The organism is Nocardia sp. NPDC056564 (assembly GCF_042793755.1).
Taxonomy (GTDB): Bacteria; Actinomycetota; Actinomycetes; order Mycobacteriales; family Mycobacteriaceae; genus Nocardia.
The window spans coordinates 288,613-306,440 of record NZ_JBHTUR010000010.1 but is presented as its reverse complement, the minus strand read 5'-3'; the positions used below and the strand labels follow the sequence as shown (position 1 = coordinate 306,440).

The following is a 17,828-nucleotide window of genomic DNA, read 5'->3' as shown; positions in this document are numbered from 1 at the left end:
CGGGGCGAGTGGGCAGTATCACCCCCGATCCGCCCCCGCGGCGGACACAGTTCGGGCCCGTGCACCGGTACGTCGCACCGGTGCACGGGCCCTGACTTCTGCTCGGTGGTTACTCCGCTTCGGGAGTCTCCTCCGCCGCCGGTTCGGCCGCCTTGGCCTTGGTGGCCTTCTTCGCCGGACTCAGCAACTGCTCCAGCGCGGAGTTGGTGACCCGGCGGAACGCCCGCCGCGGCCGCGCCTGCTCCAGCGCCGCGACCTCGAGCGAGTTCACGTCGAGCACCCGCTTTTCCTTCTCCGCGCCCTCGGGCACGCCCGCCTGCAACGCCCCGACCGCGACCTTGATCGCGCCGGCCAGGTCGAGACCCGGCTTGTAGGACGCCTTCAACGCCGTGAGGATCGGCTCGGTCGTGCCGCCCATCACCACGTATTCGCGCTCGTCCACGATCGACCCGTCGAAGGTGATCCGATACAGCACCGAGGTCGGCTGCTGCTCCGGATAACCCACCTCCGCCACACAGATCTCCACCTCGTAGGGCTTGAGCTGATCGGTGAAGATCGAGCCGAGCACCTGGGCGTAGGCGTTGGCCAGCGCGCGGCCGGTCACATCGCGGCGGTCGTACTGGTAACCGCGAATATCGGCCTGCAGGATTCCGCTGCGGCGCAGATTCTCGAACTCGTTGTACTTGCCGACCGCGGCGAAACCGACCCGGTCGTAGAGCTCACTCACCTTGTGCAGCGTCGCGGACGGGTTCTCCGCGACGAACAGCACACCCTTGTCGTACACCAGGACCACGACGCTGCGACCCCGACCGATCCCCTTGCGGGCGAGCTCGGTCTTGTCCCGCATGATCTGCTCGGCGGACGCGTAATACGGCAGTGTCATGCGCGAGCACTCCCCTCTTCCGCCGCCGCACGATCGGCGACGATGGCGCGCGCGATCACCTCGAGGCGGTCCTCGGTCACCTCGACCGCACCTTCCTCGTCGATCACGATCGCCGTCGGATAGATCCCGCGCATCAGATCGGGACCGCCCGTCGCGGTGTCGTCGTCGGCCGCGTCGAACAGCGCCTCCACGGCGATGCGCAACGCGCGCTCCTGATCAATTCCCTTGGCGTACAGCTTCTTCAGCGACCCCTTGGCGAAGACCGAACCCGATCCCACCGCGGCGTAACCGAACCGCTCCTCGCTGCGTCCACCCACCACGTCATAGGACACGATGCGACCGACCTTGTCCGGATCGGTGGCATTCACGTCGTAACCGACCAACATCGGAACCACCGCCAGCCCCTGCAGGGCGGCGGGCAAGTTCTCGCGCACCATCTTCGACAGCTTGTTGGACTTGCCGTCGAAGGTCAGGGACACGCCCTCGAGCTTCTCGTAGTGCTCCAGCTCCACCGCGAAGATCCGCACCATCTCGACGGCCATGCCCGCGGTGCCGGCGATGCCCGCCGCGGAGTAGCTGTCGGTGATGTAGACCTTCTCGATGTCCCTGCTGGCCAACAGGTTTCCCTGGGTGGCCCGCCGGTCACCGGCGATGAGCACGCCACCGCGGTAGCTGATCGCGACGATGGTGGTGCCATGCGGCGCGATGTCCCTCGCATCGGCGGCGCTGTGTGCCGCGCCATCGATCGGTCCGAACTTGTTGCCGGGCAACATTTCCGGAGCGTGCATGCGAAGGTATTCGGAGAAGGACGAGAGGGCGTACCCCAGGTGGAGACGCGAGGGGTCACCTACTGTCACTGGCCGCCTTTCTGAACGTACGCACGGACGAAGTCTTCGGCGTTCTCCTCGAGCACATCATCGATCTCGTCGAGCAGGTCGTCGGTGTCCTCCGCCAGCTTTTCGCGGCGCTCCTGACCGGCGGCGTCCGCACCCTCCGGACCATCATCCTCGTCGCCGCCCCCGGCGCGCTTGGTCTGCTCTTGTGCCATGGCAGCCGACCTCCTCTGTCCTCATCATGACCGGAGCTCAATTCTGAGCACGGCCCCGGTCATGAGCAATGTCCGTGCTCGTTCTTCAACACTACCCAGCCCGACCGACGCAGTGTCGTATTCCGTGCCGATGTGGGCCGAGTCGGTAGCGGTCTCGTGATCAGGTTGTGAGCTGTTCCACAAGATCAGCGGCCGAGGTCACGCCGTCCAGCAGCTTGCCTACGTGCGCCTTTGTCCCGCGCCGCGGTTCCAGGGTGGGGATGCGGACCAGCGAATCGCCGCCAAGGTCGAAGATCACCGAATCCCAGCTCGCCGCGGCGATGTCGGCGCCGAACCGGCGTAGGCATTCGCCGCGGAAGTAGGCCCTGGTGTCGGTGGGCGGGTTGGTCATCGCGTCCAGCACCTGCTGCTCGGTGACGAGCCGTTTCATCGATCCTCGGGCCACCAGGCGGTTGTAGAGGCCCTTGTCCAGGCGCACATCGGAGTACTGCAGGTCCATCAGGTGCAGCTTCGGCGCGGCCCAGCCGAGGCCCTCGCGCTGGCGCATGCCCTCGAGCAGGCGCAGCTTGGCCGGCCAGTCGAGCAGGCTCGCGCATTCCATCGGGTCACGCTCGAGCAGATCGAGCACCATGGCCCAGTTCTCGATGATGTCCTGCACGCGCTTGTCGTCGTTGCCGGTGCGGTCGACGAACTTGATCACCCGGTCCAGGTACATCCGCTGCAGCGCGAGACCGGTCAGCTCGCGGCCGTCGGTGAGCGCGACGGTGGCGCGCAGCGTCGGGTCGTGGCTGATCGTGTGCACGGCGGTGACCGGCCGGGCCAGCTGGAATTCGGACAGGTCCTCGCCGGCCTCGATCAGGTCGAGCACCAGCGCGGTGGTGCCGACCTTGAGGTAGGTGGACATCTCGGCCAGGTTCGCGTCGCCGATGATGACGTGCAGCCTGCGGTACTTGTCCGCGTCGGCGTGCGGCTCGTCGCGGGTGTTGATGATGCCGCGCTTGAGCGTGGTCTCCAGGCCGACCTCGACCTCGATGTAGTCGGCGCGCTGGGACAGCTGGAAGCCGGCGTGGTCGCCGGACTGCCCGATGCCGACCCGGCCGGAGCCGGTGATCACCTGACGCGAGACGAAGAACGGGGTGAGACCGAGGATGATCTGGTTGAACGGGGTGTCGCGGCTCATCAGGTAGTTCTCGTGGGTGCCGTAGGAGGCGCCCTTGCCGTCGACGTTGTTCTTGTACAGCTGCAGGCGCGGGGCGCCGGGCACGCTGGACGCGTGCCGCGCGGCGGCCTCCATCACGCGCTCGCCCGCTTTGTCCCAGATGACCGCGTCCAGGGGGTCGGTCACCTCGGGCGCGGAGTATTCGGGGTGGGCGTGGTCGACGTAGAGCCGGGCGCCGTTGGTGAGGATCATGTTCGCCGCGCCGACCTCGTCGGCGTCGATCACCGGCGCGGGCCCGTTCATCCGGCTCAGGTCGAAGCCGCGCGCGTCGCGCAGCGGCGACTCCACCTCGTAGTCCCAGCGGGTGCGTTTCGCGCGCGGCACACCCTCGGCGGCGGCGTAGGCGAGCACCGCCTGGGTTGAGGTGAGGATCGGGTTGGCCGACGGCTCGGTTGGGGTCGAAATGCCGTACTCGACCTCGATTCCGATGATGCGCTGCATGGGTCGAGCCTAACGGGCATCGCCGGGCGAAGTCCGAGGGCTGCCCGCGCCGGGCCGGGTGTCGGCGCCGTCGGCACCGGTGGAGCCCAATCTCATACCGCGGGTGGTACTTCCGGAGGACCCGCGCGAGCGCCGGTCGGCGGGACAGTCTTGGTATGACCGAATCTCTCGCCGATCCGCAGGTCGGCACCGCGGCGCGACACCGCGCGCCGGACACCCCCGCCGGAGCCGGGCACGCGCGCTTGGTCGCGCTCGACGTGCTGCGCGGCATCGCGATCCTCGGCACGCTCGGCACCAATATCTGGATCATGACCAACCGGGAGGGGCTGGTCGGCTATATCGCCGAGTTGAAGGAACCCGCGACCGGCTGGCTGTGGGCCGAGCGGGTATTGCAGCAGTTGGCGCAGGGCAAGTTCCTCGGGTTGCTGACCATCATGTTCGGCATCGGGCTGGCCATCCAGCAGGCCTCGGCACAGCGGGGCGGGCGGCGCTGGCCGGGCAGGTATCCGATCCGGTCCGGGCTGTTGCTGCTGGACGGCCTGCTGAACTTCGTGTTCGTCGCGGAGTTCGACGTCCTGATGGGGTACGCGGTGACCGGGTTGGTGGTCGCCTTCGTGCTTGCGACAGGTGAACGGGCGCAACGGCGTTGGTTGATCGCGTCGGCGGGCGTCCACCTGGCGATGCTCACCGCGATCGGGGTGGCGATGGCGTTCGCGCCGCGCGCGGAGCCGGCGCCGCACGAGCCGCTGGACCCGAATCCCTACGCGGACGGGTCGTTCTGGGATCTCGTGGTGTTCCGGCTGCACAATGCGGGCGAGTTCCGGTCGGAGACGGTGTTCGTGTTCGCCATGTCGGTGGCGCTGTTCCTGCTCGGCGCCCGGTTGTTCCGCGCCGGGGTGTTCCGGCCGGAGGGCGCGCGGCTGCGCAAGTGGCTGATGATCGCCGGGTTCGGGGTGGCGGCGCCGATCGATCTGATCGCCGGTATCGCGGGCAACGGCGACTACTTCATCGTCACCCGCTACGGCACCGCACCCGTTGTCTCCCTGGGCATCCTGGCCCTGGTCGCGCACTTCTACCTGCGGCGCACCGAGGTCGGGTTCCTCGGCCGGCGGATGACCGAGGTCGGGCGCACCGCGCTGAGCTGCTACATCCTGCAGAACCTGGTGGCGTCGATCCTGTGCTACGGCTGGGGTTTCGGACTCGCCGCCCGCGTCTCCCCCGATCTGCGGGTGCCGTTCACCGCGGGCATCTACCTGGTGGTTTCGCTGATCATCGGGACCGGAGCGCACTTCTGGCTGCGGCGCTTCCAGCGTGGGCCGGTCGAGTGGGCGTGGAACCGCAGCTTCCAGGCGTTGACCGGCGGCAAGGCCTGAGCCCGCTCAACGCGAGTTGGCCGAGTGCGCTTTCGACCCCGACGGCAGCTCGATGCGATCCATGACGACCCCGACGTCGAGGTTCGCGACGAGCCCGTCGTGGTCGAATTCGATGCTGCCCGCCATGCCGGAGCCGCTGAATTCGAGCAACCGCTGATTCGCCACGAACTCGGTCACCAATCCCCGTCTGCTCAGGTAACTCTGGGTGGCGCGCCGATAGTCGACCAGCGGTAACGCGCCTATTCCGTGCGCCAATACCCGCGCGATACCGGACGCGGTGGGCGGTGGCAGTTCGAACGCCGGATGTTCGACGAGAAACGCCACACAGGTGCCGTCGGTGACCCCGCAGTACGAACTCCAATGCCCGGAAATCACTTTCGCGGCGTCCGCGAGCAGCTCGGCCACCTGGTGCGGTTGCGGCGCCGCCCGGCCGAGCGCGACCGGCATTTCCGCGGCGCACAATTCGGCGACGCCATACCGGAAACCGAACTCGCGCACCATCCGGGCCACCGCGATCAGCGGCTTGGGGAATCCCCACGGATTCGCCCAGGCCCATAGCCAGGTCTCCGCATCGGCCGTGCCGAGCAGGTGAAAGTCGGTGCACTCGAATGTCTGCTCGTCGCCGACGAATTCGAGCCTGCCCCCCTCCATATCCGCCTGCCACCGGTGCGGGCCCAGCAGTTCTTCGACGTGTAGCCGGTGCTCGAGCGACAGCAACCCCGCGTCGTCGAGCAGCCTCGTCAAGGGCACAGGTTCGGACACCGGCATGAGCGTAGTCAACGCACTCCCCCTCGTATGTAACGCCCGATCCCACTAGTTTCATGGGGTGACCTTGGCCGACCGTTATCCGTTGTTGCACGCCCCTGCCCACTGGGCGTGGGGTGATATGGATGTCCAGTTCGCCGCCGAAGCACCACCCGACGAGCTGGTCACCAACATTCACCTCGTCTGCTTCGTCGGCGACACTATCGTGCTGTGCCGCGACGACCGCGACATCTGGCTGCTGCCCGGCGGCACCCGCGAGCGGGACGAATCCATCGACGAATGCGTCAGCCGCGAACTCCGCGAAGAAGCAGGCGCCCACCCTACCGGCCCGGTCCGCTGGATCGGCGCGCACTATGCCACCAGCAATCAGGCTGCGCCGTTTCGCGATTGGCAGCCGCATCCGCACAAGGCGTGGCTCTGGTGCGCCGCCGACGTCGTGCTGGATTCCGCGCCGACCAATCCGGACGACGCCGAGCAAATACTGGAAGTCCGCACGTTTCCGTTCGCCGAGGCCATGCGCCTGGCCCGCTCCGACGGTGAGCATTTGGCCGAATTGATCGCTCTGGCAATCGAATTGCACCGACCCTGACGACCTGACCGGACGGGATTACCGAGCGCGCAAGACTTCCGGCCGGATCAGCAGATCGCCGACGACCACGTCGCGCTCCAGCGGAACACCGAGGCTGCGCGCGTTGCCCTCGAACAGGGCAAGCACCGACTCGGTGAGAATGCCTTCGACCTGATCCGAGGAGAGGGTGGTGGCCGGGTCGGCGCGCCAGCTGTTCACCACGCCGTCGACGAAGCCGATGATGCCGAACGCCATCGGACGGGCCCGGCCGGGATCGATGCCGAAGCGGGACAACCAGATCGCGAACAGGTCGGCCAGCCGTCCGCCGATCCGGTCGCGCGCGCCGGCCAGCGACGAATCCCCCTGTGGCGCCGCGCCACCGATGAACCGGTGCAGGTTGGGATGGCGTTCGACCCAGCGGACATAGGTGCCGACCGCGCCGCGCACGGCGTCGCGCACCGTACCCTCCGGGTCGAGCTTCGGCATGATCTGTGCCAGCAGCGAATCCAGGATCTGCCTGCGGATCTGCTCGTCCAGATCAGTGCGGCCGTCGAAGTGGCGATAGACCACCGGACGCGGCAGCTTGAGCCGGTCGGCGATCTGCTGCACCGACACCTCGACGCCGTGCTCCTCGATGACCGTGATCGCGGCGTCGATCACGTCGGCGCGGCGCTGGGCTTTGTGCCCGTTCCAGCGGGTGGCGCGACCGTCGGTGACGGGAGGCTCGGGGTTTCCGCTGGTCGAGGTCACAGAATCACGATACCCGCAAGTAGGTTGACTGCGACAGACCGTCTCACTAATCTAAATGTGACAGCTTGTATCGGTTAGTCGACATGTTGGAGAGCAGTCATGGGCAACGAGGCCGCACTGATCCCGCAAGAGTCCTTCGCGCAGCGCCTACTGACCGGATCGGTCAAGAAGTCCTACGACCCGGTGGTCGACATGGACTGGGACGCGCCGCTGGATCCGGACAAACTCTTCCTCCCCGCGGAGGTCGTGTCGCTGTACGGCACCGAGCTGTGGGAGTCGATGACGCCGCAGCAACAGCGCGAACTGTCCCGCCAGGAGTTGGCGAACGTGCTCTCCGTCGGCATCTGGTTCGAGAACCTGCTCAACCGGCTCCTGTTGCGCGAGTTGCTCGCCGACGATCCGACCACCCGCCACTCGCACTACACGCTGGTCGAGATGGGCGACGAGTGCAGGCACATGATGATGTTCGGCAAGCTGATCGATCGCATCGAGGCCCGCCCGTACTGGCCGCGGCGCGCCGGCAGGCTGGCCATCGGCGTGCTGCCGATCTTCTTGCGCGGCTCCATGACCTGGGTCGGCGCGCTGGTCGGCGAGGAGATCTTCGACGCGATCCAGCGGCGCACCCTGGACGATCCGGAGTTGCAGCCCTTGGTTTCCCGGGCGATGCGCATCCACGTCACCGAGGAGGCGCGGCACATCGGCTTCGCCAGGGACGCGCTGGCCAGGATGGTGCCGACCATGTCGCGGGCCGAACTCGCCTACACCCGACTGTGTGTCGCGGTCGCGGCGCCGCTGTTCGTCTATCTGCTGACCAACCGGCACATGTACACCCGCGCGGGCCTGGACGGGCGTGCGGCCCGGCGGATGGCGGTCAACAATCCGGACGCCAAGCGCGCGCTCGGCATCGGCGCCGCGAATCTCGGTGTGTTCCTGCAGAAGCAGGGCCTGATCGGGCCGGTCGGCGAGTGGATCTGGCGGCGGCGGGGGCTGCTCGCATGAGTGCGGACCCCGAAATCGTCATTGTCGGCGCCGGTTTCGGCGGCCTCGGCATGGCGATCGAGTTGCGCAGGGCGGGCATCGACGACTTCGTCGTACTGGAGAAGGCCGGCGAGATCGGCGGCACCTGGCGGGAGAACACCTATCCCGGCGCGGGCTGCGACGTGATGTCGCTGATGTATTCGTACTCGTTCGAGCCGAACCGGCGATGGTCGCGGATGTTCGCCCGGCAGCCGGAGATCCTGGACTACCTGCGCCGCACCGTGGACAAATACGACCTGCGCGGGCACATCCGGTGCCATTCCGAGGTGGTGACCCTCGACTTCGACGATGCCGCCGACCGCTGGGACGTCGGCCTCGCCGACGGGCGGATTCTCCGCCCACGCTTGGTCGTGCTGGCGCCGGGACCGCTGCACGAACCCTCGGTGCCGGCCTTCCCCGGCCGGGACACGTTCCGCGGCAAGAGTTTCCATTCGGCGCGGTGGGACCACGACTTCGACGTGCGCGGCAAGCGGATCGCGGTCATCGGAACCGGCGCCAGCGCGGTGCAATTCGTGCCGCAGATCGCCAAGGACGCCGCCCAGGTGACGGTGTTCCAGCGCACCCCGCACTGGATCATTCCGAAACCGGACCGGCCGCTGTCCGCGGTGGAGCACGGGATGTTCCGGTATCTGCCCGGCGCGCAACGGCTTTACCGGTGGGCCATCTACTGGGGCTACGAGTCGGTGATCCCCGCGTTCATGAATCCGGAACTGATGCGTCAGGTGGAGAAGGTCGCCCGCGGTCATCTGCGCCGCCAGGTGCACGACCCCGAGCTGCGGCACCGGCTGACTCCCGACTACCGGCTCGGATGCAAGCGAATCCTGGTGTCCAACAACTACTATCCCGCGTTGCAGCGGGAGAATGTGCGGCTGGAGACCACACCCATCGCTGGCCTCACCGAATCCGGCGTCGCCACCGTCGACGGCGTCGAGACCGACTTCGACGCGATCGTCTACGGCACCGGGTTCAAGATTTCCGACCGGTTCGCCGATCAGCACATCGTCGGCGCCGACGGCTTGGCGCTGCAAACGGCCTGGCGCAACGGCGTCGAGGGTTTCCTCGGCGTCGCGGTGCACGGGTTCCCGAACATGTTCCTCATCGTCGGCCCGAACTCCGGTGGCGGTCATCAGTCGATCGTCTTCATGATCGAGGCGCAGGCCCGGTATATCCGCCAGTGCGTCGAGTTGTTGCGCCGGACGTCGAGCACCCGGATGGAGGTGCGCGCGGCGACCCAGCACGAGTTCAATCGCCGCACCCAGCGGAAACTGGCGGGCACCGTGTGGAATTCGGGCGGCTGCGACAGCTGGTACCTGGACGAGCACGGCGTCAACCGCGCCGCCTGGCCCGGGTCCAGCGTCTCCTACTGGCGCACCATGCGCCGACCCGATCCGGGACACTACGACCTCACCGTGGCGGCCGATCGTGAACCGGCACACGAGTATTCGGGTCCGGCCACGCTCGACTCGCCCGGGTCGCTGCGCTCGGTGACGGTCTCGCTCAGCGGCCACGCCGACCCGATCGACGGCCGGTACCACTGGTACGGCCGGATCACCGGCGACGATCTGCCCGACCCCGGCCGCGCCGAGGTCTTCCTCACCCTCCCCGGCCGTTTCCCCACCCCCGGCCGCCTCCAGGAGCGCGACCCGTGGGGCAACGTGCGCATCGTCGGCATCGGCGACCCGCCGTACCCCCTGGAACCCGCCGAGGTGCGTTGATCGGTGGGCCACTCCCGGCGCTCAGGCAGAATCGATGTCATGGCAACGGCAACCTGGCAGGGCCGCGTCCTCGCGAGCAGCGACGACACGGTCATCGTCGAAGGCAACCACTACTTCCCACCCGACTCCGTGCACACCGAGTTCTTCAAGCCATCCGAGACCAACACGTTCTGCCCGTGGAAGGGCACCGCGAGCTACTACACCGTCGTCGTCGACGGCGAAACCAACCCCGACGCCGCCTGGTACTACCCCGACCCCAAACCCGAAGCCGCCCAGATCAAGAACTACGTCGCCTTCTGGCGGGGCGTAGACGTCGCCTGACCGGCAGACGCACACCTCCGGATTTCAGGCATATGGAATCGCATGCCATTCCGTATGCGGGAAATCAGGAAGTGTGCGTCTGCGGATGGCCTTGGTCGGCAGGTGGACGGCCGGGAGTCGAGCGCACGGCAGCGTCCTAGGCAGACTTGGCGATCACACAAAGAATCGGCGGCAGGTTCGGCGATCTGCCGATACCACGCTGTCCGCACATCGGGTGGGCTGGAGTGCACGGCGGTGCGCGGCATCGCCGAGGACTCCGGAAGGCCCCCATGACACTGTCGTCACCGCGGTTCGCCGCGGCCAGCGTGCTGTGCTGCGCGCTCGCCGCCGGTGCCGCTCCGCCGCACGCGAACGCCGATCCCGGCCAGACCTGGTACGTGAGCGCGACCGCCGCGGCCGCCGGAAACGGCGCGGAAGCAACGCCTTTCAATTCCTTGCACGCGGTGCAGCAGGCCTCGAGTGCCGGTGACACCATCGTCGTCCTGCCCGCGCCGGTCGGCACGCCCCCGCTCGACGGCGGCCTCGCACTCAAACCCGGCCAGCGCCTACTCGGCCGCGAAGCGCCCGGAAGCGTTGCGGCCGTAGCCAATACGACCGCCGCCAACGACGGTGACGCGATCCGGCTCGCCCCGGACACGGAGGTCCGCGACCTCACCGTCACCAGCGCCCAGCGCGGCGGCATCTACGGCCGCAACGTCGGCAGCGCGGTCCTGAGCGGCAACACGGTCGCCGCCACCAACCGCGCCTGCCACGACGGATTCCTGGTGCAGCCGTTCCCGCCGATGATCGGCGTCCCGTTCGGCATGTCGCTCCCGGCCACCCCGAACGTGGTCGCACTGAACAACGGCTGGGCGGGCATCATGATCGACTCGGATACCGGCTCCAGCACCCTCACCCTCGACCGAAACACTGTGCGCGACACCGCGTGTGGCGACGGCATCGACGTGCGCACCACCGGCTCGGCTCGGGTCGAGGCCACCATCACCGACAACCTGACCCAGAACATCAACGAGGGCATCGCCAAGCTGTCGGTCCTGGCCCTGGGTTTGCAGAGCACCGGAACCTCCTCGCTCACGGCCACATTGCGCGGGAACACCCAGCGCGGCATCGCGCTCCCGGCGAACGATCCGCTCAACGCCGCCGCGGACAGCGAGGGCATCTTCGTCAACGCCGCCGACCGCGCCCGCATGCGAATCACCATCGACCGCAACAGCTATCGGCACGGCGGCGGTCACCTCTCCGCCAACGGCATCGAATTCGTCACCAGCAACGGCACCCCGGACAGCGAGGTGACCCTCACCGACAGCGAATTCCTCGATGTCCCAGGCGATATCGTGCAGAACCTGAATCTCAGCGCGGAGGGCGCCCGGCATGTCATGACCATCGACGGCCTCACCGCGTCGGGCTCCAGCTTCCCCGGCGCGGCGCTCAACCCGCTGGTGCCGGGCAATCTCGGCAGCTGCCTGTTCTCCGCCGGCTTCGGCCGCGACAACACCACCGCCCTCACCCTGCGCAACGCACAGCTGAGCCGGTGCAGCGCCGACGGCATCGGCGTCTACGCCTACTCCCCCGCCGGTCCGGCCCCGGCCACGGCGACCATGCGGTTCGACATCTCCGACACCACCGTCGCCGACACCACCGTCGCCGCCCTGCACGTCCGCGCCGTCGGCGACCTGGCCCAGCTCACCGGCAAAATCGAACGCTCCCGCTTCACCGGTCCCATCACCCTGGGCCAGAGCGACAGCACCCTCGGCCCCGGCTCGGTACTCGACTTCGGCAACGGCCGCCTGGCCAGCGCCGGCAACAACTGCTTCGCGCCCACCGTCGCCGCCGCCATGGCCGCCCCGGCCCTGCCGCTCGACCACCCCGGCTCCTGGCCGACATGCGGCTGAGAATGTCAGCTCGCTGACCAGAACTGCCCGCGCGCCACCGATGCGCGCGAGGCAGGCTGATCTACGCGGGTTCGCCAGCCTGCGATCAGGCGCAAGTTTGGTCAAATGCACAATGCCGTGCGCCACACTCTGCGCGTTTGTCGCTAGCGCACACACTCTCTCATGCGTTCTGCTGATAGATGACGATGAGGTCATCCCCGTCCCCACACGAGCGGGCATGACCTCGGCCCTTCGCTAGCAGAGGTTAGGTTCTTGGTTTCATCGACAGTCCCGGCGGCCGCCCGCCCGGACACGCTATGTGCGGCGTTCCAGTCAAACGTCGCGAAGTACCCGGACGCGGTCGCGCTGCGCACGCTCGGCGGGGCCGTCTCGATCACCTGGCGTGAGTACGGCGAGCGGGTGCGGGCCATCGCGACGGGGCTGGCCGCGCTCGGCATCGAATCCGGCGACACGGTCGCGATCATGCTGACCAACCGCCCGGAGTTCCACCTCTGCGATACCGCGATCCTGCACGCGGGCGCGACGCCGTTCTCGGTGTACAACACCAACCCGGTCGACCTGCTGGTCTATCAGTTCGGCAACGCGCGCAACAAGGCGGTCGTCTGCGAGAAGCAGTTCGCGCCGAAGATCCTGGAGGCCGTCGCCAAGGCCGCGGAGCAGGGCATCGTGGTCGAGCACGTGATCTGCGTGGACGAGGCCCCCGAGGGCGCCATCGCCCTGTCCGACGTCGAACGGGCCACCGCGGGCGGCTTCGATTTCGACGCCACCTGGCGCAAGGTGCAGCCCGACGATCTGCTCACCATCGTCTACACCTCCGGCACCACCGGCCCACCCAAGGGGGTGGAGCTCACCCACACCAACTTCATCGAAAATGCCCGCGTGCTGGACACATTCGGCGGCGGCGGCCCGGACGACCGGGTGATCTCCTACCTGCCCGACGCGCACGCGGCCAACCGCTGGTTCGCGCACTACCTGACCATCCTCGAGGGTTGCCAGATCACCACGGTGCCCGACTTCAAGCAGGTCGCAACGGCTTTGGCCGAGGTGCACCCGACCGTGTTCCTCGGCGTCCCCCGGGTGTGGGTGAAAGTCAAAGGCGCACTGGAGGAACGCTTCGCCACCGAGTCGCCGGTCAAACGCCGCCTGATCGACTGGGCGATCGGCGTCGGCCGGAAGAAGGCCCGCGCCACCTCCGACGGCCACGCCCTCGGCGCGCTCGACCGGATCCAGTACGCGCTCGCCGACCGGCTGGTGCTCGCCTCGATTCGCAGCGGTCTCGGCCTCGATCGGGTCCGCGTCGCGGTCACCGGCTCGAACGCGATCCCGCCGGAGGTGCACGAATTCTTCCTCGGCCTCGGCATTCCGCTGTGCGAGGGCTACGGCATGAGCGAGTGCACGGCGGGCGCCACGCTCAACCCGCCGGAGCGGGTGAAGATCGGCACGGTCGGCACCCCGATCCCCGGCGCCGAGATCAAGCTCGCCGACGACGGCGAGGTGCTGATCCGGGGCAAGATGGTGATGCGCGGCTACCGCGACGACCCGGCCAAGACCGCCGAGACGATCGACGGCGACGGCTGGCTGCACACCGGCGACATCGGCAGCATCGACAGCGACGGCTACCTCTCGATCGTCGATCGCAAGAAAGAGCTGATCATCAACGCGTCGGGCAAGAACATGTCGCCGGCCAACATCGAGAACACGGTCACCGACAACTGCTCGCTGATCGGCACGGTGGTGGTCATCGGCGAGCAGCGCCCGTTCAACACCGCGCTGCTGGTGCTCGATCCGGACCTGGCCGCCGCCTACGCGCAGCGGCACAACCTGCCGGGCAAGACCGTCGCCGAGCTGGCCAAGGATCCGGACATCTTGACCGCCGTCGAGCAGGGCATCGCCGCCGCGAACAGCAAACTGTCCAGGGTCGAGCAGATCAGGAAGTACATCGTGCTTCCCGAGGTCTGGGAGAACGGCAGCGACTACCTGACCGCTACTGGCAAACTCAAGCGAAAGCCCATCTCCAGCGGCTACACAGATACCATCGAAGCCTTGTATTCGACTTAGGTCCGGGAAGAAGAACAGCATGATGCCATCGCGGACTCGGGTGTTCGACGATCTCCATCGGCGGACCGCGTCGATGCTCGAAGCGTTCTACGCCGCGCTGCCGCCGTACCAGCGGCTGCCGCAGTCGATGGTGGAGACCGACTTCGCCCGGGGCACCAAGCTCAACGTCGACCTGTTCTTCGACTACCTCGTCCGGGGCGAGGAACCCGCGGAGGAGGACACCAGGGAACTCGTCGAGCTGGCGATGGACCGGTTGCGCGACGGCACCCCGCTGCCGGAGGTGCTGGAGCGCTACCGATTCGGCGCGGCGTTCATCTGGGAGCGGCTGCGCGCCTCGGCCACCCCGGCCGAGCGCGAGCTGCTCTTCGACGCCTCGCTCATGCTGCTCAAGTACGTCACGCTGATCACCTCGCGGATCGCCACCGCGGCCACCCAGCGCGTGCACGACCCGCGCTGGGAACTCCTGGAACGCAGGCGCGGCATCGCCGACGCGCTGCTCACCGGCCGCGACCCGGTGGAGTGGGCCAACGATCCGGTGATCCCGGTGGCCGACGCCTTCCTGGTCGCGGTGTTCCGCCTGTGCGGCACCAGGGGCGGGCCCGCGTCGGCGCTGCGGCACCGGGTGGAGGCGATCCCCGGGGTGTTCCTGCGGCTCGACGCGGGCGGCTGGACCGCACTGATCCCGCTGCAGGCCGGCGACGACGGTGCGGCCACGTTGTCCGCGCTCACCTCCCGGCTGCCCGCGCAGGAACCGGCCGAACCGCCGCCGTACTGGGTGGGTGTCGGCGCGGCGCGCAGCAAGGACGCGATCCCGGCCATGTACGCCGAGGCGCGCGTGCTCGCCGAACTGGGTCGCTGCCTCTCCCGGCGGGAAATCCTGTGCCGCCGAAAGGATTTGCAGTTCGAATACACGGTCGCGGTGAGCGACGCGGCCCGGCCTGGACTCGCGTCGGTGCTCGCCCCGCTCGATGCGCAGCCGATGCTGGCGGAGACCCTGGAGGTGTTCGTCGACAGCGGTTTCAATCAGCTGGCGACGGCGCGACAGCTCAATGTGCACCGGAATACGGTGACCTACCGCCTTTCTCGGGTACACGAGCTGACCGGACTCGACCCGCATCGCCCGGCGGACGCGATGACCCTGTCCGCCGCGCGGCTGGCCAGGCGGCTCGAATCCGCCGCGTTCGCGCCGTAATCCGCTGCGGCGACACAACTTTTAGGCACTTTTCCAAAGACACGGCGAATCCCCTTCGGAATTGCCGGTGTTGCGGCACCACGCTTATGCGTTGTGCTGTGTAGCGACGATGAAGTCTGCCCAGCAAAGGTTCAGGTAGTTGAGAATTGCGTTCCGGGCGCGGACATTCCGCCGCGCTCTGCCGGTTGCCGCCGCCGTCACCGCCGTCGGTCTGATCCTTCAGCTCGCCGCCGCGGCAAACGCGGTACCTACCGCTGGCCCAGTTCCCAACGCACCGGCCAACTTCGGCCTGCCCGCCGGCTACCAGCCGACGCCCGAGCGCTACGGCATCGCTTACGAACTGGGACATATCGTTCCGCTCTCCGACGGCACCCAGTTGCAGACCGAGGTGCGCTACCCGACCGACCCCGCCACCGGACAACGCGCCGCGGGCGAGTTCCCGGTCGTCGTCAACTTCACCACCTACGGCGCGGTGTCGAGCGCGCTCGCCGCCGCGGTGACCAGCGTGATCGATACGCTGCACATCGCGCTGCCGGATCAGCTGAAGGACGCGCGCCGCATCATCAACCAGGCCACCAGCGCTCAGGACATGCTGGTGCGGCGCGGCTACATCGAGGTGATCGCGGACGTGCGCGGCACCGGCGGGTCGACCGGCGCGTGGAATCCCGCGTCTCAACAGGACGGCCTGGACGGCGCCCAGCTGGTCGAATGGGCGGCGAAGCTGCCCGGCGCCAACGGCAAGGTCGGCATGTACGGGTACTCGTTCCCCGCGCTGTCCGCGCTGCGCACGGCCGAATCCGTATCCCCCGGTTCGCCGCTGAAGGCGATCGTGCCGATGGCCATGCCGAACAACATCTTCAACGAGGTGCTCGGCCACGACGGCATGATGAGCCCGATCCTGCTCACCGCCATCTCGGTGCTGGTGCCGTACCTGAGCCTGATCGGCCCGTTCATCAGCGCGGTGGTCTCGCCCCAGATGTTCATCAAGACCTTGGTCGACCATCTGCAGGCGGCTGTCTCCTCAGACAGCACGATCAAGTTACTGATCGAGGCGTATGGCGGCGGACCGCTGGCCTACGACGGCAAGTTCTGGCAGGACCGCCGGTTCGAGACCGACCTGAACCGGGTGGTCGACAACGGCATCGCCATGTACCAGGTCGGCGGCCTGTGGGATCTGTATCAGGAAGGCCCGTGGCGCAACTACTCCCAGTTGCAGAACCTCGCGGCGGGCAAGGACCAGTTCGCCCCGATGGCGCCGGGGCAGGCCACCGACGGACGGTTCCAGCTGCTGATGGGTCCGTGGTATCACGTCGGGCTGGGCTTCGGGCCCGGGTCGCGGATGGACACCGACATGATCACGCTGGCCTGGTTCGACCGCTGGCTCAAGGACATTCCGAACGGCATCGACCGGACCGACACCCCGCTGCACGTGATCGACCCGAACAACATGGCGGTCGCCACCGCGCGCTACCCGTTCGAACAGGCCGCGGTGCAGCAGCGATACTTCGACGGCGATCGGCTGGTCGCGCGGCCGCCGACGGTCGCGGACGCGTCGGATCGCCTGGACTACACCGGGATCGACACCATCTGTAACCGGCAGAGCCTCGGCCAGTACAGCGCGGGGCTGTTCGATTTCCTGTTCCGCCTGTTCAACGCGTACAACCCGTGCACGGAGTGGGTGCGGGAACCGATCGCGGGCCTGCGCTACACGATGGACCCGGTCACCGAGCCGACGGTGCTGGCCGGGCCGGGCAGCGTCACCCTGTATGCGTCCTCGACCAGCAACGATGCCGCCTTCCAGGTGTGGCTCGACGACGTCGCGCCGGACGGTTCGGCGGTCAACATCACCGGCGGGTCGCAGCTGGCCAGCCAGCGCACGTTGAATGACGAAAAGACTTGGCGCACAACGGATGGCACGATCTACGCGCCGGAGCACGTGATCCGCGAGGACGCCGAGCGGCTGCTCACCCCCGGCGAGGTGACCGAGCTGGCCATCAAGATCCGCCCGACCTTCTACCGCCTGGAGCCCGGACACGCGCTGCGCCTGCGGATCACCAGCGGCACCTTCCCATCCACTATGCCCATTCCGACCGATTTGCCGCGTTTGCTCGGTTCGTCCCAGCAGTTGCACCGGGACGCGGCCCGGCCGTCCAGCCTGATCGTCCCGCTCGCGCCGGCCTCGGCGTTCGGCGGCTGAGACACCGGACGCGCCCGAGGCCGGAACCGCCCGGCCCGGATGCGTCCCAGGTCACGTTTAGCCCCCCTTCAGGTGCGGGAGCTGTAAAGATTATGGAAACCTGGGATGAATTCCAGGTGCATTGAGACACATTGTCCAGCAATCTATCAGCTACCTGAACATTAAGCGTTTCACATCCTCGCTGGCAGTGGCGTCGGGACCGCCCATTGCGCCGTTCGCAACGCCGTTGTCCGCGATTGCGGGGCAAATACCGGTGATCAGGCTCACCGTCACATTCATCGAGAATTTCTTCTACAGTTTGTCTCGTTCCGGTCCGACGATGACGTCCCGGGACCGTTCGGACAAAGTTCTCGGATGCAGGCCGAAAT

At 67.7% G+C, this 17,828-nt stretch carries 15 protein-coding genes; 9 read left to right on the top strand and 6 right to left on the bottom strand.

Annotation, left to right across the window (positions count from 1 at the left end; translation table 11 throughout):
• Window positions 1-109 precede the first annotated feature (109 nt).
• The 4 genes from prcA to dop all read right to left on the bottom strand — a co-directional run bounded on the left by prcA (window position 110) and on the right by dop (window position 3,591).
• Entirely contained in the window at window positions 110-883 is a 774-nt protein-coding gene (gene prcA / locus ACFQ9K_RS25325; RefSeq protein WP_364730866.1) for a proteasome subunit alpha, read from the bottom strand.
• Window positions 880-1,740 (bottom strand): proteasome subunit beta, encoded by an 861-nt coding sequence (prcB, locus tag ACFQ9K_RS25320; RefSeq protein WP_378983683.1) that lies wholly within the window; start codon window positions 1,738-1,740, stop codon window positions 880-882. Before prcB ends, prcA begins: the two co-directional genes overlap by 4 nt.
• The gene (locus ACFQ9K_RS25315; RefSeq protein WP_150404595.1) at window positions 1,737-1,931 is read right to left on the bottom strand and encodes a ubiquitin-like protein Pup; all 195 of its coding nucleotides are present in this window, start codon (window positions 1,929-1,931) and stop codon (window positions 1,737-1,739) included. Before ACFQ9K_RS25315 ends, prcB begins: the two co-directional genes overlap by 4 nt.
• A gap of 160 nt (window positions 1,932-2,091) precedes the next feature.
• Window positions 2,092-3,591, bottom strand: coding sequence for a depupylase/deamidase Dop (gene dop, locus ACFQ9K_RS25310; protein ID WP_375914356.1), 1,500 nt, complete (start codon window positions 3,589-3,591; stop codon window positions 2,092-2,094).
• A 155-nt stretch (window positions 3,592-3,746) separates the two neighbouring features.
• On the opposite strand from dop, the gene ACFQ9K_RS25305 reads away from it, so the two are divergent.
• Window positions 3,747-4,964: a DUF418 domain-containing protein gene (locus ACFQ9K_RS25305; RefSeq protein ID WP_378722246.1), complete on the top strand. Its 1,218-nt coding sequence runs from the start codon at window positions 3,747-3,749 to the stop codon at window positions 4,962-4,964.
• Window positions 4,965-4,970: 6 nt separating this feature from the next.
• On the opposite strand, the gene ACFQ9K_RS25300 is transcribed toward ACFQ9K_RS25305, so the two are convergent.
• Window positions 4,971-5,726, bottom strand: a complete 756-nt coding sequence (locus tag ACFQ9K_RS25300) for a DUF6882 domain-containing protein (RefSeq protein WP_378722247.1) — start codon at window positions 5,724-5,726, stop codon at window positions 4,971-4,973.
• 64 nt (window positions 5,727-5,790) lie between these two features.
• On the opposite strand from ACFQ9K_RS25300, the gene ACFQ9K_RS25295 reads away from it, so the two are divergent.
• Window positions 5,791-6,318 (top strand): NUDIX domain-containing protein, encoded by a 528-nt coding sequence (locus ACFQ9K_RS25295; protein ID WP_378722248.1) that lies wholly within the window; start codon window positions 5,791-5,793, stop codon window positions 6,316-6,318.
• A gap of 18 nt (window positions 6,319-6,336) precedes the next feature.
• On the opposite strand, the gene ACFQ9K_RS25290 is transcribed toward ACFQ9K_RS25295, so the two are convergent.
• The gene (locus ACFQ9K_RS25290) at window positions 6,337-7,047 is read right to left on the bottom strand and encodes a TetR/AcrR family transcriptional regulator (RefSeq protein WP_378722249.1); all 711 of its coding nucleotides are present in this window, start codon (window positions 7,045-7,047) and stop codon (window positions 6,337-6,339) included.
• 99 nt (window positions 7,048-7,146) lie between these two features.
• Between ACFQ9K_RS25290 and ACFQ9K_RS25285 the strand changes: the two genes are divergently transcribed.
• From ACFQ9K_RS25285 to ACFQ9K_RS25255, 7 genes are all read left to right on the top strand, one after another.
• Window positions 7,147-8,046 carry a diiron oxygenase gene (locus ACFQ9K_RS25285; RefSeq protein WP_378722250.1) on the top strand — a complete coding sequence of 300 codons (900 nt, stop codon included), beginning with the start codon at window positions 7,147-7,149 and terminating at the stop codon, window positions 8,044-8,046.
• A complete protein-coding gene (locus tag ACFQ9K_RS25280; RefSeq protein WP_378722251.1) occupies window positions 8,043-9,800 on the top strand; it encodes a DUF4873 domain-containing protein in 1,758 nt (585 codons plus the stop codon). Before ACFQ9K_RS25285 ends, ACFQ9K_RS25280 begins: the two co-directional genes overlap by 4 nt.
• Window positions 9,801-9,839: 39 nt before the next feature.
• Window positions 9,840-10,121, top strand: coding sequence for a DUF427 domain-containing protein (locus tag ACFQ9K_RS25275; protein WP_378722252.1), 282 nt, complete (start codon window positions 9,840-9,842; stop codon window positions 10,119-10,121).
• A 269-nt stretch (window positions 10,122-10,390) separates the two neighbouring features.
• Entirely contained in the window at window positions 10,391-12,013 is a 1,623-nt protein-coding gene (locus tag ACFQ9K_RS25270) for a hypothetical protein (RefSeq protein WP_378722253.1), read from the top strand.
• A gap of 252 nt (window positions 12,014-12,265) precedes the next feature.
• Window positions 12,266-14,071 carry an AMP-dependent synthetase/ligase gene (locus ACFQ9K_RS25265; protein ID WP_378722254.1) on the top strand — a complete coding sequence of 602 codons (1,806 nt, stop codon included), beginning with the start codon at window positions 12,266-12,268 and terminating at the stop codon, window positions 14,069-14,071.
• A 19-nt stretch (window positions 14,072-14,090) separates the two neighbouring features.
• The gene (locus ACFQ9K_RS25260; RefSeq protein WP_378722255.1) at window positions 14,091-15,263 is read left to right on the top strand and encodes a PucR family transcriptional regulator; all 1,173 of its coding nucleotides are present in this window, start codon (window positions 14,091-14,093) and stop codon (window positions 15,261-15,263) included.
• Between the two features lie 139 nt (window positions 15,264-15,402).
• The gene (locus ACFQ9K_RS25255; protein ID WP_378722256.1) at window positions 15,403-17,460 is read left to right on the top strand and encodes a CocE/NonD family hydrolase; all 2,058 of its coding nucleotides are present in this window, start codon (window positions 15,403-15,405) and stop codon (window positions 17,458-17,460) included.
• The last annotated feature ends 368 nt before the right edge of the window (window positions 17,461-17,828 follow it).

Excerpts from the sequence above, each read along its gene's own strand:
- ACFQ9K_RS25260 (WP_378722255.1), top strand. The coding sequence starts at position 14,091 with ATGATGCCATCGCGGACTCGGGTGTTCGACGATCTCCATCGGCGGACC.
- ACFQ9K_RS25315 (WP_150404595.1), bottom strand. The coding sequence starts at position 1,931 with ATGGCACAAGAGCAGACCAAGCGCGCCGGGGGCGGCGACGAGGATGAT.
- prcA (WP_364730866.1), bottom strand. The coding sequence starts at position 883 with ATGACACTGCCGTATTACGCGTCCGCCGAGCAGATCATGCGGGACAAG.
- ACFQ9K_RS25285 (WP_378722250.1), top strand. The coding sequence starts at position 7,147 with ATGGGCAACGAGGCCGCACTGATCCCGCAAGAGTCCTTCGCGCAGCGC.
- dop (WP_375914356.1), bottom strand. The coding sequence starts at position 3,591 with ATGCAGCGCATCATCGGAATCGAGGTCGAGTACGGCATTTCGACCCCA.
- ACFQ9K_RS25275 (WP_378722252.1), top strand. The coding sequence starts at position 9,840 with ATGGCAACGGCAACCTGGCAGGGCCGCGTCCTCGCGAGCAGCGACGAC.
- ACFQ9K_RS25270 (WP_378722253.1), top strand. The coding sequence starts at position 10,391 with ATGACACTGTCGTCACCGCGGTTCGCCGCGGCCAGCGTGCTGTGCTGC.
- ACFQ9K_RS25280 (WP_378722251.1), top strand. The coding sequence starts at position 8,043 with ATGAGTGCGGACCCCGAAATCGTCATTGTCGGCGCCGGTTTCGGCGGC.
- ACFQ9K_RS25305 (WP_378722246.1), top strand. The coding sequence starts at position 3,747 with ATGACCGAATCTCTCGCCGATCCGCAGGTCGGCACCGCGGCGCGACAC.